The organism is Streptomyces griseus (assembly GCF_001715295.1).
Classification (GTDB): Bacteria; Actinomycetota; Actinomycetes; order Streptomycetales; family Streptomycetaceae; genus Streptomyces; species Streptomyces griseus_G.
The window spans coordinates 175810-196882 of the sequence record NZ_MDKB01000003.1; the positions used below are offsets into that span (position 1 = coordinate 175810).

The window sequence follows — 21073 nt, forward strand, 5'->3', positions numbered from 1 at the left end:
CCCGGGGTCACGCGTGGGAATCAGCCGACATACGCCCCGCTCGCCGTGAGCCGCAGGGCCGTGTCGATCAGCGGCACATGGCTGAAGGCCTGCGGGAAGTTCCCCACCTGGCGCTGGAGCCGGGAGTCCCACTCCTCGGCCAGCAGCCCCAGGTCGTTGCGCAGGGAGAGCAGCTTCTCGAAGAGCTGGCGGGCCTCGTCGACCCGGCCGATCATCGCCAGGTCGTCCGCCAGCCAGAACGAGCAGGCCAGGAACGCGCCCTCGTCGCCCTCCAGACCGTCCACGCCCGCCTCGTCGCCCTCGGTCGGGTAGCGCAGGACGAACCCGTCCTCCGTGGACAGTTCCCGCTGGATCGCCTCGATCGTGCCGATGACGCGCTTGTCGTCGGGCGGCAGGAAGCCCATCTGCGGGATCAGCAGCAGGGAGGCGTCCAGTTCCCTCGACCCGTAGGACTGGGTGAAGGTGTTGCGTTCCTTGTCGTAGCCCCGCTCGCAGACATCGCGGTGGATGTCCTCGCGCAGCTGGAGCCAGCGCTCCAGCGGCCCGTCGGCGTCCCCGGACTCGATCAGCTTGATGGTGCGGTCGACCGCGACCCAGGCCATCACCTTGGAGTGGACGAAGTGGCGGCGCGGCCCGCGCACCTCCCAGATGCCCTCGTCCGGCTCCTCCCAGTGGTCCTCCAGGTACTCGATCAGCTTGAGCTGGAGGCCCATCGCGTAGTCGTTGCGGGTCAGCCCGGTCATGTGCGCCAGGTGGAGCGCCTCGGTGACCTCGCCGTACACGTCGAGCTGCAGCTGGTTCGCCGCGCCGTTGCCGACGCGCACGGGGCCGGAGCCCTCGTAACCGGGCAGCCAGTCCAGCTCCGCCTCGCCGAGCTCACGCTCGCCCGCGATGCCGTACATGATCTGCAGGTTCTCCGGGTCTCCCGCGACGGCCCGCAGCAGCCACTCGCGCCAGGCGCGGGCCTCCTCGCGGTACCCGGTGCGCAGCAGGGAGGAGAGCGTGATCGCCGCGTCCCGCAGCCAGGTGTAGCGGTAGTCCCAGTTCCGGGAACCGCCGATGTCCTCCGGCAGGGAGGTGGTCGGCGCCGCCACGATGCCGCCGGTCGGGGCGTACGTGAGCGCCTTCAGGGTGATCAGCGAGCGGACCACCGCCTCCCGGTAGGGCCCGTGGTACGTGCACTGCTCGACCCACTCGCGCCAGAAGTGCTCCGTCGCCTCCAGGGACCCCTCGGGGTCCGGCATGGCGGGCGGCTCGTGGTGCGAGGGCTGCCAGCTGATGGTGAACGCGATCCGGTCGCCGGGTGCCACGGTGAAGTCGGAGTACGTCGTCAGGTTCTGGCCGTAGGTGTCGGCCTGGGTGTCCAGCCAGACGGAGTCCGGGCCCGCGACGGCGACCGTGCGGCCGTCCACCTTGTGCACCCAGGGGGTGACCCGCCCGTAGCTGAAGCGCATCCGCAGTTCGGAGCGCATCGGCACCCGGCCGCTCACACCCTCCACGATGCGGATCAGCTGCGGTGCGCCGTCACGCGGCGGCATGAAATCGGTCACGCGGACGGTGCCGCGGGGGGTGTCCCACTCCGATTCCAGGACGAGTGAGTCCCCGCGGTAGCGGCGCCGGTCCGCGGCCGGGGGCTCCGCGCCCTCCGGACGGGCGGGTCCAAGCCGCCAGAAACCATGCTCCTCGGTGCCGAGGAGCCCGGCGAAAATGGCATGCGAGTCGAAGCGGGGCAGGCACAGCCAGTCAGCTGTGCCGTCCCGGCAGACCAGGGCGGCGGTCTGCATGTCTCCGATGAGTGCGTAATCCTCGATGCGCCCGGCCACGTGCGTCTCCAGTCGAACGGCCATGTCGCCCCGAAGGGCTCTTACTGCTGGTCAAGGGGTCGTTGTAGTAGAACCGACGAGCTCTTGCGCGGGTGTAGCGGGCTGGGGTGGAGCCGCTGGGCCGGCCGACTCGGCAGCGAAGGTCCGAGCAGGATACGACGCACCAGGGGGTTCCGCGCGACTGTCCGCCAGTTGTCCTACTCCTGCACCTTGCGAATGGGTGGGACGCGAATGAGGTACGGCGATCCTGTGCGCCTGCCGTGTGCGAAGCGTGGCCGGAAGCAGCCCCCCTTCGTCGCTGTTACCCTGGTAGCCCGTGGACCGGTGGTCGTCCCCGAGCGGACGAGGCCCCCGAACCGCAGCGACGGCACCCCGGAACTTCCGAGTGGCACGCCGGCACGCACCTCATGATCGCGACCACGGGAGCCCCCTTTGGCTATGCAGCCCACATCCACGACGACCAAGCACATCTTCGTCACCGGGGGTGTCGCCTCCTCCCTCGGCAAGGGTCTGACTGCCTCCAGCCTGGGTGCCCTGCTCAAGGCACGTGGCCTGCGGGTCACCATGCAGAAGCTCGACCCTTATCTCAACGTCGACCCCGGCACGATGAATCCCTTCCAGCACGGTGAGGTGTTCGTCACCAACGACGGTGCCGAGACCGACCTGGACATCGGCCACTACGAGCGCTTCCTCGACGTCGACCTCGACGGCTCGGCCAACGTCACGACCGGCCAGGTCTACTCCCAGGTCATCGCCAAGGAGCGGCGTGGCGAGTACCTCGGCGACACCGTCCAGGTCATCCCGCACATCACCAACGAGATCAAGCACCGCATCCGCCGCATGGCGACCGACGACGTGGACGTCGTCATCACCGAGGTCGGCGGGACGGTCGGTGACATCGAGTCGCTGCCGTTCCTGGAGACCGTCCGCCAGGTCCGTCACGAGGTCGGCCGCGACAACGTCTTCGTGGTCCACATCTCGCTGCTGCCGTACATCGGCCCCTCCGGCGAGCTGAAGACCAAGCCCACCCAGCACTCCGTCGCGGCGCTGCGCAACATCGGCATCCAGCCGGACGCCATCGTGCTGCGGGCCGACCGCGAGGTGCCCACCGCCATCAAGCGCAAGATCTCGCTGATGTGCGACGTCGACGAGACCGCCGTGGTGGCCTGCCCGGACGCCCGGTCGATCTACGACATCCCCAAGGTGCTGCACACCGAGGGCCTGGACGCCTACGTCGTGCGCAAGCTCGACCTGCCCTTCCGCGACGTCGACTGGACCACCTGGGACGACCTGCTGGACCGCGTCCACAACCCCGACCACGAGGTCACCGTCGCGCTGGTCGGCAAGTACATCGACCTGCCCGACGCCTACCTCTCGGTCACCGAGGCCATCCGGGCCGGCGGCTTCGCGAACAAGGCCCGCGTCAAGGTGAAGTGGGTCGCCTCCGACGACTGCAGGACCCCGGCCGGCGCCCAGCGGGCCCTCGGCGACGTCGACGCCGTGTGCATCCCCGGCGGCTTCGGCGAGCGCGGTGTCGGCGGCAAGGTCGGCGCCATCCAGTACGCCCGCGAGAACAAGGTGCCCCTGCTGGGCCTCTGCCTCGGCCTGCAGTGCATCGTGATCGAGGCCGCGCGCAACCTCGCCGGGATCCCCGACGCGAACTCCACCGAGTTCGACGCCGCCACGAGCCACCCGGTCATCTCCACGATGGAGGAGCAGCTCGCGTACGTCGAGGGGGCGGGCGACCTGGGCGGCACCATGCGGCTCGGCCTGTACCCGGCCAAGCTCGCGGAGGGCTCCCTGGTCCGCGAGGCGTACGACGGCCAGCCTTATGTGGACGAGCGCCACCGCCACCGCTACGAGGTCAACAACTCCTACCGCGCGGAGCTCGAGAAGAAGGCCGGCCTGGTCTTCTCGGGCACCTCCCCGGACAACAAGCTCGTCGAGTACGTCGAGTACCCGCGCGAGACCCACCCCTACCTGGTCGCCACCCAGGCGCACCCGGAGCTCCGCTCCCGCCCGACCCGCCCCCACCCGCTCTTCGCCGGCCTGGTGAAGGCCGCCGTGGAGCGCCAGGCCGCGGCACGCGGAACGGGCACCGACGCGTAGGCGATACGGTTGACCGGGGTACGGGTCCTTCACCGGACGCGTGCCCCGGTTCGTCGTTTACGGTTCGTGGGAGGACGTACATGGGTTTCCAGGACACCCCCGAGGAGTGGCAGGTCACCGCGACGGCGACCCCCTTCACCGGCAACAAGACCAGCGTCCGCACCGACGACGTGGTGATGCCCGACGGCAGTGTCCACAGCCGCGACTACCAGGTGCACCCGGGGTCGGTCGCCGTGCTCGCGCTCGACGAGGACGGCAGGGTCCTCGTCCTGCGGCAGTACCGGCACCCGGTGCGTCACAAGCTGTGGGAGATCCCGGCCGGGCTCCTCGACGTCCCCGGCGAGAACCCGCTGCACGCCGCCCAGCGCGAGCTGTACGAGGAGGCCCACGTCAAGGCCGAGGACTGGCGGGTGCTGGCCGACGTCTACCCCACCCCGGGCGGCTGCGACGAGGCGGTCCGCATCTTCCTCGCCCGCGACCTCTCCGAGGCGGAAGGGGAGCGCTTCGAGGTCGCCGAGGAGGAGGCCGACATGGAGCTGGCCCGCGTGCCCCTGCAGGAGCTCGTACGGGGGGTGCTCGCCGGAGACCTGCACAACAACTGCCTGGTGGTGGGCGTCCTCTCGCTGACCGCGGTACTCGCGGGCGACGGGGTGGACTCGCTGCGCCCGGCCCAGGCGCCGTGGCCCGCCCGGCCGTTCGAGGTCTGACCGGGCCCGTCGCCCGGTGGGCCCGGGACTCCGGGGGCCGCCGACCCGGGTCGCCCCTTCCCGGTCTGCCTCTCCACGGCCCCGTGGGGCCGTCCGGGCGTCCGATCGTAAGAAATGCTGATCCGATCGAGGGATCCGTCAGCCGCGCTCGGCCGTGATCGTCCGCACCACTGAACTACGCTCGAAAGGCCCCGACCGGAGTTCCGGCGGGCAACCGCGTGCAGCGAAGTGGAGCGTGGCTCGTGACCGATCAGGCGGTGGACACCAGCGGCCCGGCCGGAACGGCGGGAACGGCGGGGACCGAGGTACCGTCCGGCGCGAACCCTCCCCAATTCTTCGGCCGCCGAAGAGAGTTGAAAGCCCTTCAGGCGGACGTCGAGCATGCCGGACTCGACACCCTGGCCGGCCGCAAAGCCGCACGCGCCCGGGTCCTGCTGATCGCCGGACGACCCGGATCCGGACGGACCGCGCTCGCCGCCGAGCTCGTCCGCCGGCTCGGCGAACCGGGCGACCACCCCGACGGCGTGTACCGGGTCGGACTCACCGAGCCCGGCGGTGAGCGGGTCCCCGCCGAGCGCGCCGCCCGCGGACTCCTCGACCTCCTCTCGATCGCCGCCCCACCCGGCGCGGACGAGGACGAGCTCTCCGAAACGGTCCGCCGGGCCTTCGCCGGACGCCGGGCCCTGATCCTGCTCGACGACGCGGCCGACGCCGAACAGGTCGATCCGCTGCTGCCCGACAACCCGGACTGCCTGGTCGTCGCCACCTCGACCGGGCCGCTCACCGGGATCCCGGGCGTCCGCCCGTGCACCCTGGGTGGCATGGACGCGGGCTCCGCCGTCGAGCTGCTCGCCCGCACCATCGGCCAGGTCCGCGTCACCGTGGATCCGCGGACCGCCGAGGCCCTGGCCGAGGAGTGCGAGGGCCAGCCGGCCGCCCTGGTACTGGTCGCCGGCTGGCTCGCCGCCCGTCCGGGCGCGTCGGTCGCCGATGCCACCAGGCGGCTGCGCGAGCTCCCCGGCGACCCGGAACAGCCCTCCGGCACCCGGCCGCTGGCCCGCGCCTTCCGCCTGGTCCACGACACGCTGCCCGCGGCCTCGGCCCGGATACTGCGACTGCTCGCCCTCGCACCCGCCGGACTGGCCGACGCCCACACCGCCTCGGCGCTGGCCGGGTGCTCCGTGTCGGCGGCCCGGACGACGATGGACGACTTCGTGTCGTACGGGCTGCTGCGGACCAACGGCGCGGGGCTGCCCCAGTACGAAGTCCCCGGCTGCCTCGCCCCGTTGCTGCGGGCGGTCCTGGAGGAACGGGAGCGGCCGGCCGAGATCCAGCTCGCCCGGGCCAGGATGCTGGAGCGGACCGTGCGTCAGCTCCAGGCCTGCCGGGCGATCACCGATCCTGAGGGCTCCCCGGCCCGCCGCAGGCTCGCCGGGCTGCCGCGCTCGCTGCGCTTCCCGCACCCGGAGTCCGCGGCCGAGTGGCTGCGCATGCGCCAGCCCGCCCTGCTGGCCTCCGCCCGGCTCGCGGTCCGCGACGGTGACCTGGACACCCTGGCCCGCCGGCTGGTGGCCGCGCTCGTCCGCGCCCTCGCCGCGCACCGGGGCACCGAGGACGCGGCGCCCGAGCTGTACGGACTGCACGGGCTGGTCCTCGACGTGGCCGAGCGTCGCGAACTGCCCCGGGAGAAGGCCGCGGCTCTGCTGAACCTCGCCGACCTCGACGCCAGGACCGGCCGGACCCGGGAGGCGCTGGCCCGCTACCGGGCGGCCCTCGACGCCGGGCGCGCGGCCGGTGACCTGTACGCGACCGGGCGCGCCATGGAATCCGTGGGCGGTGCCTACGCGGAGCTGGGCGACTTCAACCGGGCCTCCGACTGGTACGGCCGCGCCCTCGCCCAGCGGCTCGCGCAGGGGGAGCGGGCGGACGAGGCGCGCCTGTACGGCCGCCTGGGCGCCGTGCACGCCTACGCCGGGCGCTACGGCGAAGCCCTGCGGAGCTGGCGGGCCGCGGCGGCGGGGTACCGGCGGCTCGGGGACCTGCCCGCCCAGGCGCGCGCGCTGAGCGAGGCGGCGCGGGTCCAGGAGTACGCGGGCCGGCCGCAGGAGTCGCTGCACACCTGCCGCGAGGCGGTCGAGCTGGCCCGCCGGGCGGGTGAGGTGCGGCTGCAGGCGGCCCTGGAACTGAGGCTGGCGGACACGCTGGACCGGCTGGGCGACCCGGCGGCGGCCGGACTGCACAGGTCAGCGGCCGACAGATTGCTGGGAGACGAGGCCCCGGCCTACGAAATCCGTAGTCCTTCCGCTGAAAGTTAATGCTTTGTAAGGCTGGACAGCGCGAAGTCCTTCATTAATGATGGCTCTGCCGCACCATCCTGCGGTGTCTCCCCTTATGCTTGGTTCATATCGGTTTACCCCGTCATGTCCGAGCTACCTCCGAGCCAAAGGCCGTGATCGACGTGAAGGTCGGCATCCCCCGCGAAGTCAAGAACAACGAGTTCCGGGTGGCGATCACCCCCGCCGGAGTGCATGAGCTCGTCCGCCACGGCCACCAGGTCCTCGTCGAGCGCCACGCCGGTGAGGGCTCCTCCATCCCGGACGAGGAGTACGTCGCCGCCGGCGCGCGGATACTGCCCACCGCCGACGAGGTCTGGGCCGCCGCCGACCTGCTGCTGAAGGTCAAGGAGCCGGTCGCCGAGGAGTACCACCGGCTCCGCAAGGGCCAGACCCTCTTCACTTACCTGCACCTGGCCGCGTCCCGCGCGTGTACGGACGCGCTGCTGCAGTCGGGCACGACCGCCATCGCGTACGAGACCGTCGAGACCGCGAACCGCGCGCTGCCGCTGCTCGCGCCGATGTCCGAGGTCGCCGGCCGTCTCGCCCCGCAGGTCGGCGCCTACCACCTGATGCGCTCGGTCGGCGGCCGCGGTGTGCTCCCCGGCGGTGTCCCCGGGACGGGGGCGGCCAGGGCGGTCGTCATCGGGGGCGGTGTCTCCGGCTGGAACGCGACGCAGATCGCCGTCGGGCTCGGCTTCCACGTCACGCTGCTCGACAAGGACATCAACAAGCTGCGCGAGGCCGACCGGATCTTCGGCACCCGGGTGCGGACGGTCGTCTCCAACGCCCTGGAGCTGGAGAAGGCCGTCGTCGAGGCCGACCTCGTGGTGGGTGCCGTGCTGATCCCGGGCGCCAAGGCGCCGAAGCTGGTCACCAACGAACTGGTCGCCAGGATGAAGCCCGGAAGTGTTCTTGTCGACATCGCGATCGACCAGGGCGGCTGCTTCGAGGACTCGCACCCGACCACGCACGCCGAGCCGACCTTCACGGTCCACAACTCGGTCTTCTACTGCGTCGCCAACATGCCGGGCGCGGTGCCGAACACCTCCACCTACGCGCTGACGAACGCGACTCTGCCCTACATCCTGGAGCTGGCCAACCGCGGCTGGACCGAGGCCCTGCGCCGTGACGCCGCACTCGCCAAGGGTCTCAACACCCATGACGGCCAGGTGGTTTACCGCGAGGTGGCCGAGGCCCACGGTCTCGACCACGTCGAACTGAGCACGCTCCTGGGCTGAGCGGTCAACGCTTCCCGTCAACCTCGCGCGTCCGGCCGGACCTTGCTCAGCAGGGTCCGGCCGCACGTGTGCCGGGCCCTTCGCGCGGCCCCCGCCCGACGTGCCGGAGGCGTGACTCCCCGCCCGGCCGGCACCCCCGCGAAAGACCTTCGCCACCCGTCCCGCACCCTTGACAGACCGGTGCGCGATTGCCGACACATCGGGCCGGGTCCGGCGGATTGTGTTGCTGCGAACCGGTGACACGCCATAGAGTCGCCAATCGTCGGCATGGTGCCACGCTGACCTATCGATAAGTTTCCTGGTCACATCCAAGGAGGTAAGACGACTTGTGAATGAGTCGACAATTACTCCCGGGGGTGGTCAACCAGGGATGCCTGCACGGGGTCTGAGCCCGATCGGGCTCGAAGCTGTCGGCTCCGTCGCTGTCCGCACCTTCGCCACCCACCAGCACATGACGACAGCCCCCCAGATGATGGACGGCCTACACGTGAACGCCATGGCCGGCAACGAAAGTGGCCGAGATACCGCCCACTTCGCCGACTTCGCCGAGGTGCCCGAGGGGCACTTCTACGACCCCGACGCCGAGTACGAGCCCGATCCCGAGTACGCGGCCACCCTCGCGCCCGACGCCGCCCGCCAGCGCCGCGAGCGGATCGGCCCGACCGGCCGCCCGCTGCCGTACTTCCCGATCCCCGGGCCGCTGAACGAGCACGGCCCCGCGAAGATCATCGCGATGTGCAACCAGAAGGGCGGCGTCGGCAAGACCACGTCGACCATCAACCTGGGTGCCGCGCTCGCGGAGTACGGACGACGCGTCCTGCTCGTCGACTTCGACCCGCAGGGAGCCCTGTCGGTCGGCCTCGGGGTCAACCCGATGGAGCTCGACCTCACGGTCTACAACCTGCTCATGGAGCGGGGCATGGCCGCCGACGAGGTCCTGCTGAAGACCGCCGTGCCCAACATGGACCTCCTGCCCAGCAACATCGACCTCTCGGCCGCCGAGGTGCAGCTGGTGAGCGAGGTGGCCCGCGAGTCGACGCTGCAGCGCGCCCTCAAGCCGCTGCTGGCCGACTACGACTACATCGTGATCGACTGTCAGCCCTCGCTCGGCCTGCTCACGGTGAACGCCCTCACGGCCGCACACAAGGTGATAGTCCCGCTGGAGTGCGAATTCTTCGCGCTGCGCGGTGTGGCGCTGCTCACGGAGACCATCGAGAAGGTCCAGGAGCGGCTCAACCCGGAACTCGAACTCGACGGCATCCTCGCGACCATGTACGACTCCCGCACCGTGCACAGCCGGGAGGTGCTCGCGCGCGTCGTCGAGGCCTTCGACGAGCACGTCTACCACACCGTCATCGGCCGCACGGTGCGTTTCCCGGAGACCACGGTCGCCGGCGAGCCCATCACCACGTACGCGTCCAACTCGGTCGGTGCCGCCGCCTACCGCCAGCTCGCCAGGGAGGTGCTCGCCCGGTGTCACGCCGAGTGAGTCTGCCGGGGGCCGACGAGCTGTTCCGCACCACCGGGGGCATGGGCCTCCAGGCCTCCTCCCCGGCCGACCGGCGACGCAAGGCGAACGGCGAGGCCCGGGTGCCCCCACCGGCCGGGGCGGGCGAACCGGCGGCGGAGGCGACGGGACCCGGCGGGAACCCGGGTGCGAGCGGTGGCACGTCCGCCGCCCCCGCACCGGAGGAGCACTCCGCGGCGGACGCCGGCGACGGCGGTTCGCGCGGCCGGAGCGAGGGGGGCGAGCGGCCCGCGGCGCCGCAGCCCCGCACCGCGCCGCAGGAGGCGGCCCCCACGGTCCAGCAGCAGCGCACGCGTGGCGGCGGACGGGGCGCGAACCGCCGGCCCAGCGGCCGCGAACGCCACGACGAGAAGATCACCGTGTACGTGTCGGCCGAGGAACTCATGGACCTGGAGCACGCGCGGCTGGTGCTGCGGGGCGAACACGGCCTGGCCGTCGACCGCGGGCGCATCGTCCGCGAGGCCGTCGCCGTGGTCCTCGCCGACCTGGAGTCGCGGGGCGACGCGAGCATCCTCGTACGGAGACTGCGGGGCCGCTGACCGGCGCGGCGCCGGTAGCCTGCCTGGACGGGCCGCCGAAACGGCGGCCCGGCCGCCGCCCGGCCCCGCCGCACCCCTGGACCTCAGCACATGCCGACTGCCGACGACCCGCCCCGCCCGGCCCGCCGCGCCCTCGGCCGGGGGCCTGCAAGCCGGGCCGCGCCGGAGGCGTGGGAGCCCGGCGCGGCTGCCGAGGTTCCGGAGGCCGCCGTTCCTGAGGTACCGGCGGCCCGGGCGCACCCCGGAGAGCCCGGAGCGGCCCCAGCGGCTCCCGGCGCGGCTCCCGAGGTACCTGCGGTCTCCGAGGCCCTTCCCGGGCCCGGGAGGCCCCCTGAAGCCCCGGAAGCCCCCTCCGCCCGGGGAGCCCCGGATGCCGCCGTCGACGGTGCGGACGCGGCCGCCGGCGACGGGCGGTTCACCGTACGGCTGGTCAACTTCGAGGGCCCCTTCGACCTGCTCCTCCAACTGATCTCCAAGCACAAGCTCGATGTGACGGAAGTCGCGCTGTCCAGGGTCACCGACGACTTCATGGCCCACATCCGGGCCATGGGACCGGACTGGGACCTCGACCGGACGACGGAGTTCCTCGTCGTGGCCGCCACCCTGCTCGATCTGAAGGCAGCCCGGCTGCTGCCCACCGCCGAGGTGGAGGACGAGGCGGACCTCGCCCTCCTGGAGGCGCGGGACCTGCTCTTCGCACGGCTGCTGCAGTACCGCGCCTACAAGCGGATCGCGGAGATCTTCAGCGACCGGCTCGACGCGGAGTCCCGCCGCTACCCCCGTACGGTGGGGCTCGAGCCCCACCACGCGGAACTGCTGCCCGAGGTCGTCATCGGTATCGGCCCGGACGGCTTCGCCCGGCTCGCGGTCAAGGCGATGCAGCCGAGACCCAGGCCGCAGGTGTACGTCGACCACATCCACGCCCCCCTGGTCAGCGTCCGCGAACAGGCCGCGATCGTGGTGGCGCGGCTGCGGGCGGAGGGCGAGATCGGCTTCCGGGCGCTCACCGAGGACGCGGCGGACACGCTCACCGTCGTCGCCCGCTTCCTTGCGCTCCTGGAGCTCTACCGGGAGAAGGCCGTCACCCTCGACCAGGAGGAACCCCTCGGCGACCTCCTGGTGCGCTGGGCGGGCGGCGAGGAGACGGAACCGCTGGTGACGGACGAGTTCGACCAAGAGGCGCGCGAGACACGGGAGGACGTGGACGCATGAGTGAGGACGACGGACTGCGGGGGAGCGGGGTGGCCGCCCTTCCCCTGAAGCCCGCGCTGGAGGCGGTCCTCATGGTCGTCGACGAGCCCGCCACCGAGGAGCACCTCGCCAAGGTCCTCGCGCGGCCCCGCAGGGCCGTCGCGGACGCGCTGCGGGAGCTGGCCGACGAGTACACCGTCCAGCGGCGCGGGTTCGATCTCCGGCTGGTCGCCGGGGGCTGGCGCTTCTACACCCGCCCCGCGTACGCGGAGGCGGTCGAGGGCTTCGTCCTGGACGGCCGGCACGCCCGGCTCACCCAGGCGGCACTGGAGTCCCTCGCGGTGGTCGCCTACCGGCAGCCGGTGAGCCGTTCGAGGGTCTCGGCGGTGCGCGGAGTGAACTGCGACGGCGTGATGCGGACCCTGCTCCAGAGGGGTCTGGTCGAGGAGGCGGGCGCGGAACCCGAAACAGGTGCGATCCTGTACAGGACGACGAACTACTTTCTGGAGCGCATGGGCCTGCGAGGCCTGGACGAGCTCCCGGAGCTCGCGCCCTTCCTCCCGGAGGCGGACGCGATCGAGGCTGAGACGCTAGAGGGTGTGCCGTCGTTCGATCCGGACGCACCGGACACCCCGGATACTCACGCACACGACAAGACGGATTTTTGATGCGAAGCAGTGGCAGGAACAGCGGAAGCGGCAGCGGCGGCAACAGTGGCGGCCGCAGCGGTGGTGGCGGCCGGAGCGCCAGGAACAACGCCGGCACCGGCAGGAACAGCAACCCGAACCCCCGGGTCTCCGGCTCCGGGCGCGACGACAAGCAGGAGCAGCGCCCCCGCCGGCCCCGCCCCGAGGAGCGCCGCTACGACGTGGGCTCCGACAAGCCCGGCGGCGGCGACGGCGGCCCCCGCAAGGGCCGGGGCGCGGCGGCACGTGGCGGAGCCAAGGGCGGCCCGAAGCCGGCGCAGAACGTGAGCAAGGGCGGACGCCGGGTGGGCGCCCCGTCCCGCCCCCGTGAGCTCGACGCCAAGATCGAGCAGCGCAACCGCGACCGGTACGCGGAGAAGCCCGAGATCAGGACGCCGAAGACGCATCCGGGCGCCGAGCAGGAGGGCGAGCGTCTGCAGAAGATCCTCGCCCGCGCCGGCATGGGCTCGCGCCGGGCGTGCGAGGAGCTGATCGAGCAGGCCCGTGTCGAGGTCAACGGCGAGATCGTCCTGGAGCAGGGCAAGCGCGTCGACCCGCAGAAGGACGAGATCAAGGTCGACGGCCTGACCGTCGCGACCCAGTCCTATCTCTTCTTCGCGCTCAACAAGCCCGCCGGCGTGGTCTCCACGATGGGCGACCCGGACGGCCGTCAGAACCTCGGGGACTACGTGAACAACCGCGAGACGCGGCTGTTCCACGTCGGCCGGCTCGACACGGAGACCGAGGGCATCATCCTGCTCACCAACCACGGCGAGCTGGCCCACCGGTTGACGCACCCGAAGTACGGCGTGAAGAAGACGTACCTGGCAGCCATCCAGGGGCCGCTCCCACGCGACCTGGGCAAGCGGCTCAAGGACGGCATCCAGCTCGAGGACGGGTACGCCCGCGCCGACCACTTCCGGGTGGTCGAGAACACCGGCAAGAACTACCTGGTCGAGGTGACCCTCCACGAGGGCCGCAAGCACATCGTCCGCCGGATGCTGGCCGAGGCCGGCTTCCCTGTCGACCGGCTGGTGCGCACGTCCTTCGGGCCGATCCCGCTCGGTGACCAGAAGTCCGGCTGGCTGCGCCGTCTGACCAACACCGAGGTCGGCATGCTGATGCGTGAGGTCGGCCTGTAGCCCGTCCCCGCTCCCGAACGGCCCGCGGCCGGTTCCTGGTTCGTTTTCGACCGGGAACCGGCCGCGGGCCTTTCGCGGTGGCCGTTTCTTCTTTATAGTCAGTGTGACCATAAAGAAGAAGGAGGTGGCGTGATGCTCGCGGACATCCTCGATCCCCTGCAGCAGCCCCTGGTGACGGTCCTGGGCACCCCGGTCAGCTGGACCGAGGTCCTCGGCTTCGGCAGCGGGGCGCTCTGTGTCGGGCTCGTGGCCCGCCAGCACCTCGCCAACTGGCCGGTCGGCATCGCGAACAACCTGTTCTTCGTGCTGCTGTTCGCCCAGTCCGGCCTGTACGCCGACGCCGGCCTCCAGATCGTCTTCATCACCCTCGCCGCGTACGGCTGGTGGACCTGGACCCACGGGGGTGGACCAGGTGCGCCCGTCCTGCCGGTGCGCAGGACCACGCGCACGGAATGGGCCTGGCTGCTCACGGCGGGGGTGGTGGGGACCCTCGCGCTCACCGTGCTGCTGTCCCGTGCCACGGACTCGACCGTGCCGTTCTGGGACGCGCTGACGACCTCCCTGTCCCTGACGGCGACGTACGGGCAGTGCCGCAAGCGCGTGGAGTCGTGGTGGCTGTGGATCGCCGCCGACCTCGTGTACATCCCGCTGTACGCGTACAAGGAGCTCTACCTCACCTCCCTGCTGTACGCCGGTTTCCTCGCGCTCTGCCTCGCGGGGCTGCGCAACTGGAGCCGGGACCTCACGGCCGGCCGTACGGCGGACGCGCGGGTGGCCGCGTGAAGCGCCACGGGCACGGTCTGGTCCTCGGCAAGTTCTATCCGCCGCACGCCGGCCACCACCACCTCGTCCGTACCGCCCAGGAACGGTGCGAGCGGCTCACCGTCCTGGTCTGCGCCGCCTCCGTGGAGTCCGTCCCCCTGGCCGACCGGGTCGCCTGGATGCGCGAGGTGCACCCCGGCGTCCGGGTGGTGGGCGCCGTCGACGACATCCCCATGGACCTCACCGACCCCGCCGTCTGGGACGCGCACATGGCCGTGTTCACCGCGGCCGTCCCCGAACGCGTCGACGCCGTCTTCACCTCGGAGACGTACGGGGCCGAACTGGCCCGCCGCTTCGGCGCCCGGTCCGTCCTTGTCGACCCGGAGCGCACCGTCTTCCCCGTGTCCGGAACCGCCGTCCGGGCGGACCCGGCCGGCTGCTGGGACTTCCTCGCACCGCCCGTCCGGGCCGCGCTCACCCGCCGGGTCGTCGTCCTCGGTGCCGAGTCCACCGGCACCACGACCCTGGCGCGGGCCCTCACCGAGCACTTCCGCCGGCGCGGCGGCGTCTGGGCGCACACCCGGTACGTCGCCGAGTACGGGCGGGAGTTCAGCGAGTCGAAACTCGCCGCTCTGCGTGCGGAGCGGCCCGGGGCCCGGTGGGAGGACGTCACCTTCACCACCGACGACTTCCCCGTCATAGCCGAGACCCAGAACGCCCGGGAGGAGGCCGCCGCGCGGGACGGCTCCCCGGTGCTCTTCTGCGACACGGACTCCTTCGCCACCACCGTGTGGCACGAGCGCTACATCGGCGGACGCAACCCGCTCGTCGAGAAGACCGCCGACCGGGTCACCCACCACCTGTGGCTGCTCACCGGCCACGAGGGTGTCGCCTTCGAGGACGACGGACTCCGCGACGGCGAGGAGCTGCGGCCCTGGATGACGGACCGCTTCCGCGCCGAACTCACCCGCACCGGGCGCACGTTCGTCGAGCTCACCGGCCCGCACCGCGACCGCCTGGCCGCTGCCGTCACCGCGGTCGACGAACTCCTCGCCACCTCCTGGGACTTCGCCGCGCCCCTCCCGGAGCGGCGATGAGCCCCGCCCCCGAGGGGTACGACCCGCGCGCCTTCACCCCCTTCGCCGTCACCGTCGACCTCGCCGTCTTCACGGTCCGTGAGGAACGGCTCCACGTCCTGCTCGTGGAGCGCGGCCAGGAGCCCTACCGGGGTCGGTGGGCGCTGCCCGGCGGGTTCGTGCTGCCCCGCGAGTCCGCGGAGGAGGCGGCCCGCCGCGAACTCGCCGAGGAGACCGGCCTCACGCAGGAGTCCGTGTGCGCCTTCCACCTCGAGCAACTGCGCACCTACACCGATCCGGACCGGGACCCCCGGATGCGGGTCGTCTCCGTCGCGTACGCCGCTCTGGTACCCGATCTCCCCGAACCACGGGGCGGCGGGGACGCGGCGCGCGCCCGGTGGTGGGAGACCGGCCGCACCGGCCCGCTCGCCTTCGACCACGACCGCATCCTCGCCGACGCCCACGACCGGATCGGCGCCCGGCTCGAGTACTCCTGCCTGGCGACCGCCTTCTGCCCCGCCGAGTTCACCCTGGGCGAGCTCCAGCAGGTCTACGAGACCGTCTGGGACGTCACCCTCGACCGGCCCAACTTCCGGCGCAAGGTCCTCACCACGCCCGGTTTCGTCGAGGCCGTGGAGGGACCGCCGCGCCGCACCGGCGGACGCGGGAAGCCGGCCGCCCTCTACCGGGCGGGCGCCGCCACCGCCCTGCACCCACCACTCCTGCGCCCGGAAGGACGGACGACATGATCCCGACACGGATACTCACCAAACAGGCGGCCACCGGCGCGCTGACCGGGCTCGCGCTCGGCGACGCGCTGGGCTTCCCCACCGAGTTCAAGGACGTGCCGTCCATCCTCGCCACGTGCGGGCCCTGGCGGCAGATGCGGCTGCCGGCACCCGCGTTCGTCACCGACGACACGCAGATGACGCTCGCCCTGGGACGCGGCATACGCTCCGCCATGGATCAGGGGCTCCTCACCGCGGACCGCCTCGTCCGGCCGCTGCGGAAGGAGTTCGTCGACTGGTACCACTCCCCGGACAACAACCGCGCCCCGGGCAACACCTGCTTGACGGCCTGCCGCATGCTCGACGGCGACCGGCCCTGGCAGGAGGCGAGCCGGACGGGCTCCAAGGGGTGCGGCGCCAATATGCGGGTCGCCCCGGTCGGGCTCGTACCCGGGCTCAGCGAGGAGCAGCGCTCCGGCGCGGCCCAGCTCCAGGCCGCGCTCACGCACGGCCACCCCACGGCCCTCGCCGCCTCCGACCTCATGGCCCGCGCGGTGCACCTGCTGGCGCAGGGAGCCGAACCCATGGGCCTGGTCGGCCAGTTGCGCAGTTACGCCTACGAGAACAGCGGCCGCTACCCGGTGCGCTGGCTCGGCGACCTCTGGCGGTACGCGGGCGACGCCTCGCCGGAGGCGTACATCCGGCGAGGCTGGGACGAGTGCCTGGCCGCCCTCGCGCGGGTGCAGGACGCCCTGCGCGACCCGTCCCCGGAGACCGACCCGTGCGAGGCCACCGGGGACGGCTGGGTCGCCGAGGAGGCCCTCGCCACGGCCCTGCACTGCTTCCTGCTCTTCCCGGAGGAACCGGTCACCGCCCTGCGCAGGGCCGCCTGCACCCGGGGCGACTCCGACTCGCTGGCCTGCCTGACGGGAGCGCTGGCCGGGGCCCACCTGGGGGCCGGCGCCTGGCCCAAGGAGTGGGCGGAGCGCATCGAGTACCGCAGCGACCTGCTGTCGCTGGGCGCGCTCTGGGACGCCTGACCCACGCCACCGCGCCACGACGCCCCGGGTGGGCCCGACCGGGCGGCGCCGGGCCGTCAGGGCGCGGTCCCGCCCGGGCCGGTGACCTCGACGCCGAGCTGTTCGCCCACCTCACCGCGCTGACCGCCCGGCTCGCCGGGGCCGCCGGGGCGGCGTCACCCACGTGGCCGGGAACCCGCCACCGGTACGAGGAGTTGACCGTGCATGGCTGTCATCCACAGAACCACGATGGAACCGACCAAGCTGCAGCTCCTCGCCCCCTGGCTGCCCACCCGGCCCTGGTACACCGGCCCCGCGGGCGGAGCGGAGCTGACCCCGGCCGGCGGCTTCCGGCTCGACGATCCCGAGGGCGAGGTGGGTATCGAGCTCATGGTGGTCACGGACACCTCCGGGGAGAGGCCCGTCCCCTACCTCGTCCCCCTCACCTACCGCGGGGCACCGCTGGAGGGAGCCGACGAGGCGCTCGTCGGCACGTCCGAGCACGGGGTCCTCGGACGGCGCTGGGTGTACGACGGCGCCCACGACCCGGTGCTGGCCGCCCAGCTGCTCGCCCTGTTCGCGGGACGTACCGAGCCGCAGGCCCAGAGCCTGACCGACACCCCCGACCCGACCGTCGCCGTCCACCCCACGGGAGCCGCCCACCCGGCCGTGGTCACGTCGCCGACGGTCCGCGACGGGAGGCACGGCACCGACATCGTGCTCGGGACGTCGTCGGAGGGCGGGCAGGCGGCGTCCGCGGTCATCGCGGTGACACGCGTCCTGCGCGCGGAAGAGCCCGTCACCCGTACCGGTGGGGCGGAGGCCCGTGGCCAGGTGACCGCCGGGTGGCGCCTCCCGGACGGTGGCGAGGCCCGCGGTCCCTTCTTCACCCTGTTCGACGAGCGGCTCTGACGCCGTCGGTGCTGCCGCACCTCCGGCCGGACCACGGGCTGTCCCGGCCATGGGGTTCCGGGCGGGCCGAAGGGCCCCGGCTCCGGTGCGCGGTCCGGGGCCGGTCGGCCTGCCGGCTCTGCCCGCTCCGAGGCCGACCGGGACGTCGTTCACCACGCGGACCGCCCCGCTCCGCGTGGCCCGGCGGGGTGCCCCGGCCGGGTGGCGCGGAACCGGCGCGCCGGCCGGTGTCCTGTCTCACCCACAGAGCACGCTGACGATCCGCCCCGCGGCCCCTCTAGGCTGAGGAGGTACGCAGAACGAGGGAACAGGGGTGCGACGTGGCGGTACGAGCGGTCCGTGGAGCCGTCCAGCTGGAGCGGGACGAGGCCGGGCACATGGACGAGCGGGTGGGGGCTCTGCTCACCGCGATCCTGGAGCGCAACGAACTCGTCGCCGACGACCTGATCAGCATCTGGTTCACCGCCACCCCCGACCTGCACTGCGACTTCCCGGCCGCTGCCGCACGGGGCCTCGGCATCGTCGACGTACCCCTGATCTGCGCCCAGGAGCTGGACATCACCGGCGCGATGCCCCGGGTGGTGCGCATCCTCGCCCACGTCGAGACGTATCTCTCCAGGGCCGAGATCAGCCACGTCTACCTCGGCGCCACCGGTGCCCTCCGCAAGGACATCGCCCAGTGAGAACAGCCCTCGTCATCGGGACCGGCCTGGTCGGTACCTCCGCGGCCCTCGCCCTGGCCGCGCGCGGTATCCAGGTCCACCTCGTCGACCGTGATCCTTCCTCGGCGCAGACGGCGGCCGCGCTCGGCGCCGGCACGGAACGGGCGCCCGAGGGACCCGTCGACCTCGCGATCGTCGCCGTACCGCCCGCCCACACCGCCTCCGTGCTCGCCGGGGCCATGCGCGAAGGGGCCGCCCGCGCCTACCTCGACGTCGCCAGTGTCAAGGGAGGCCCGCGCCGCGAGCTGGAGGCGCTGGGCCTCGACCTCACGCCCTACATCGGCACGCACCCCATGGCCGGCAAGGAGCGCTCCGGCCCCCTCGCGGCCACCGAGGACCTCTTCGAGGGCCGCCCCTGGGTCCTCACCCCGACCCGGGAGACCGACACCGAGGTGCTCAACCTCGCCCTGGAACTGGTCGCGCTCTGCCGTGCCGTCCCCGTCGTCATGGACGCCGAGGCCCACGACCGGGCCGTCGCCCTGGTCTCCCACACTCCGCAGCTGATCTCCTCGATGGTCGCGGCCCGGCTGGAGGAGGCCGACGAGACCGCCGTACGCCTCTGCGGCCAGGGGGTGAGGGACGTCACCCGGATCGCCGCCTCCGACCCCCGGATGTGGGTGGAGATCCTCTCCGCCAACCCCGGTCCCGTCGCCGACGTGCTGGCCCGGGTCGCCACCGACCTGGAGGGGACGGTCAGGGCCCTGCGCGGCCTGCAGTCGGCCGACGCGAACGAGCGGGGCGAGGGCACCAGGGGCATCGAGGACGTCCTGCGCCGCGGCAACGCCGGCCGGGTCCGGGTGCCCGGCAAGCACGGGGCGGCCCCGGCCGCCTACGAGATCGTGGCCGTCCTCATCAGCGACCGTCCCGGGGAGCTGGCCGGCATCTTCGCCGACGCCGGGCGGGCCGGGGTGAACATCGAGGACGTCCGCATCGAGCACGCCACCGGCCAGCAGGCCGGCCTGGTGCAGCTGATGGTCGAGCCGAGTGCCGCCTCCACGCTGAGCACCGCGCTCACGGAGCGGGGCTGGTCCATCCGGCCGTGATCCGCGTACCCCTGTCCCGGCGGGTCCGGCCGGGACAGGGGGTACAAAGGCGCTTCGCGCACTCGGTAACCTTGGGGGAGGCCGTTCCCTGGCCCGCTCCGCCCACCCCGTGTACCAGGAAGGTGTCCACCACCGTGGAAGCCGTAAGCGCCGCAGCCCGCCCGACTGCCCCGGCCCCGGTGATCGTCGCCATCGACGGTCCCTCCGGCACCGGAAAGTCGAGCACCTCCAAGGCCGTCGCCGCCAAGCTCGGCCTGAGCTACCTGGACACCGGCGCCCAGTACCGCGCGATCACGTGGTGGATGCTGAACAACGGCATCGACGTGAGCGACGCCGCGGAGATCGCCACCGCCGCCGCCAAGCCGGTCATCGTCTCCGGAACGGACCCGTCCGCCCCGACGATCACCGTCGACGGCGAGGACGCCTCGGGCCCGATCCGCACGTCGCAGGTCACCGCGGCCGTCAGCGCCGTCAGTGCCGTGCCCGAGGTGCGGACCCGGATCACCGAACTGCAGCGCACCATCGCGGCGGGTGCCGGGCGTGGCATCGTCGTGGAGGGCCGGGACATCGGTACGACCGTGCTTCCCGACGCCGACATCAAGATCTTCCTGACGGCCTCGCCCGAGGCGCGCGCCGCCCGGCGGAGCGGGGAGGTCAAGGGCTCCGACCTCGCCGCCACCAAGGAGGCGCTGATCAAGCGGGACGCCGCGGACTCGGGCCGCAAGACGTCCCCGCTGGCCAAGGCCGCCGACGCGGTCGAGGTGGACACCACCGAGCTGACCCTCACCCAGGTCGTCGAGTGCGTCGTCACCCTCGTCGGGGAGACGCGGGCCGCGAAGTGACCGATGCCACCGCCGCGCCGACGCCGCGCGGAGCGGCCGTCGGGCGGGGGATCGGTATCGGGCTCATGTACGGGCTGTTCAGGCCCCGTGTGCTCGGCGCCTGGCGGGTGCCCGCCGCCGGACCCGTCATACTCGCGGTGAACCACGCGCACAACATCGACGGACCGATGCTGATGGGCACCGCACCTCGGCCCGTCCACTTCCTGATCAAGAAGGAGGCGTTCGTCGGTCCGCTCGACCCCTTCCTGCGCGGAATCGGGCAGCTCAAGGTGGACCGTACGACCGTCGACCGCGCGGCCGTCACCCGGGCGCTCGGGGTGCTGGAGGACGGCGGGGCCCTCGGGATCTTCCCCGAGGGCACGAGGGGCGAGGGTGACTTCGCCTCGCTCCGCGCCGGGCTCGCGTACTTCGCGGTACGCGGTGGGGCGCCGATCGTCCCCGTGGCGGTCCTGGGAAGCACGGAGCGCCGCGGACGGTTGATACCGGCACTGCCTCCGTTGCGCAGCCGGGTCGACGTCGTCTTCGGCGACGCCTTCCAGGCCGGTGACGGCAGCGGCCGGCGCACCAGGAAGGCGCTGGACGAGGCGACCCTCCGGATCCAGGGCGCGCTGACCGCGCACCTGGAGAACGCCAGGCGTCTCACCGGGCGCCCGGCCACGACGTGAGTAGT

The 21073-nt window shown here is 72.5% G+C and carries 19 protein-coding genes; 18 read left to right on the plus strand and 1 reads right to left on the minus strand.

What is annotated here, in order from left to right; translation table 11 throughout:
• Positions 1-20 precede the first annotated feature (20 nt).
• Positions 21-1823, minus strand: a complete 1803-nt coding sequence (locus BA175_RS17105) for a glycoside hydrolase family 15 protein (RefSeq protein ID WP_069172296.1) — start codon at positions 1821-1823, stop codon at positions 21-23.
• A gap of 438 nt (positions 1824-2261) precedes the next feature.
• Between BA175_RS17105 and BA175_RS17110 the strand changes: the two genes are divergently transcribed.
• The 18 genes from BA175_RS17110 to BA175_RS17195 all read left to right on the plus strand — a co-directional run bounded on the left by BA175_RS17110 (position 2262) and on the right by BA175_RS17195 (position 21068).
• The gene (locus tag BA175_RS17110; protein ID WP_069172297.1) at positions 2262-3932 is read left to right on the plus strand and encodes a CTP synthase; all 1671 of its coding nucleotides are present in this window, start codon (positions 2262-2264) and stop codon (positions 3930-3932) included.
• An 80-nt stretch (positions 3933-4012) separates the two neighbouring features.
• Positions 4013-4639 carry an NUDIX domain-containing protein gene (locus BA175_RS17115; protein WP_069172298.1) on the plus strand — a complete coding sequence of 209 codons (627 nt, stop codon included), beginning with the start codon at positions 4013-4015 and terminating at the stop codon, positions 4637-4639.
• Between the two features lie 242 nt (positions 4640-4881).
• Positions 4882-6954: a tetratricopeptide repeat protein gene (locus BA175_RS17120; RefSeq protein WP_069172299.1), complete on the plus strand. Its 2073-nt coding sequence runs from the start codon at positions 4882-4884 to the stop codon at positions 6952-6954.
• A gap of 143 nt (positions 6955-7097) precedes the next feature.
• Complete coding sequence (ald, locus tag BA175_RS17125; RefSeq protein ID WP_069173081.1) at positions 7098-8213, plus strand: alanine dehydrogenase; 1116 nt, start codon at positions 7098-7100, stop codon at positions 8211-8213.
• Between the two features lie 370 nt (positions 8214-8583).
• Positions 8584-9702 (plus strand): ParA family protein, encoded by a 1119-nt coding sequence (locus tag BA175_RS17130; protein WP_069172300.1) that lies wholly within the window; start codon positions 8584-8586, stop codon positions 9700-9702.
• Complete coding sequence (locus BA175_RS17135; RefSeq protein WP_069172301.1) at positions 9699-10280, plus strand: hypothetical protein; 582 nt, start codon at positions 9699-9701, stop codon at positions 10278-10280. Before BA175_RS17130 ends, BA175_RS17135 begins: the two co-directional genes overlap by 4 nt.
• A gap of 90 nt (positions 10281-10370) precedes the next feature.
• The gene (locus BA175_RS17140) at positions 10371-11492 is read left to right on the plus strand and encodes a segregation and condensation protein A (RefSeq protein WP_069172302.1); all 1122 of its coding nucleotides are present in this window, start codon (positions 10371-10373) and stop codon (positions 11490-11492) included.
• Positions 11489-12139: an SMC-Scp complex subunit ScpB gene (gene scpB, locus BA175_RS17145; protein WP_069172303.1), complete on the plus strand. Its 651-nt coding sequence runs from the start codon at positions 11489-11491 to the stop codon at positions 12137-12139. Before BA175_RS17140 ends, scpB begins: the two co-directional genes overlap by 4 nt.
• On the plus strand, positions 12139-13299 hold the full coding sequence (locus tag BA175_RS17150) for a pseudouridine synthase (RefSeq protein ID WP_069172304.1): 1161 nt from the start codon (positions 12139-12141) through the stop codon (positions 13297-13299). Before scpB ends, BA175_RS17150 begins: the two co-directional genes overlap by 1 nt.
• Positions 13300-13428: 129 nt before the next feature.
• The gene (pnuC, locus tag BA175_RS17155; protein WP_069172305.1) at positions 13429-14082 is read left to right on the plus strand and encodes a nicotinamide riboside transporter PnuC; all 654 of its coding nucleotides are present in this window, start codon (positions 13429-13431) and stop codon (positions 14080-14082) included.
• Entirely contained in the window at positions 14079-15158 is a 1080-nt protein-coding gene (locus BA175_RS17160) for an AAA family ATPase (protein ID WP_069172306.1), read from the plus strand. The genes pnuC and BA175_RS17160 overlap by 4 nt, the downstream gene beginning before the upstream one ends.
• Positions 15155-15886 carry an NUDIX hydrolase gene (locus BA175_RS17165; RefSeq protein WP_069172307.1) on the plus strand — a complete coding sequence of 244 codons (732 nt, stop codon included), beginning with the start codon at positions 15155-15157 and terminating at the stop codon, positions 15884-15886. The genes BA175_RS17160 and BA175_RS17165 overlap by 4 nt, the downstream gene beginning before the upstream one ends.
• Positions 15883-16905 carry an ADP-ribosylglycohydrolase family protein gene (locus BA175_RS17170; protein WP_069172308.1) on the plus strand — a complete coding sequence of 341 codons (1023 nt, stop codon included), beginning with the start codon at positions 15883-15885 and terminating at the stop codon, positions 16903-16905. Before BA175_RS17165 ends, BA175_RS17170 begins: the two co-directional genes overlap by 4 nt.
• A 204-nt stretch (positions 16906-17109) precedes the next feature.
• Positions 17110-17796: a maltokinase N-terminal cap-like domain-containing protein gene (locus BA175_RS17175; RefSeq protein WP_069172309.1), complete on the plus strand. Its 687-nt coding sequence runs from the start codon at positions 17110-17112 to the stop codon at positions 17794-17796.
• 320 nt (positions 17797-18116) lie between these two features.
• Entirely contained in the window at positions 18117-18479 is a 363-nt protein-coding gene (gene aroH, locus BA175_RS17180) for a chorismate mutase (protein ID WP_069172310.1), read from the plus strand.
• On the plus strand, positions 18476-19561 hold the full coding sequence (locus BA175_RS17185) for a prephenate dehydrogenase (protein WP_069172311.1): 1086 nt from the start codon (positions 18476-18478) through the stop codon (positions 19559-19561). The genes aroH and BA175_RS17185 overlap by 4 nt, the downstream gene beginning before the upstream one ends.
• A 122-nt stretch (positions 19562-19683) precedes the next feature.
• Positions 19684-20403: a (d)CMP kinase gene (cmk, locus tag BA175_RS17190; RefSeq protein WP_069172312.1), complete on the plus strand. Its 720-nt coding sequence runs from the start codon at positions 19684-19686 to the stop codon at positions 20401-20403.
• Complete coding sequence (locus BA175_RS17195; RefSeq protein ID WP_069172313.1) at positions 20400-21068, plus strand: lysophospholipid acyltransferase family protein; 669 nt, start codon at positions 20400-20402, stop codon at positions 21066-21068. The genes cmk and BA175_RS17195 overlap by 4 nt, the downstream gene beginning before the upstream one ends.
• Positions 21069-21073: the final 5 nt, after the last annotated feature.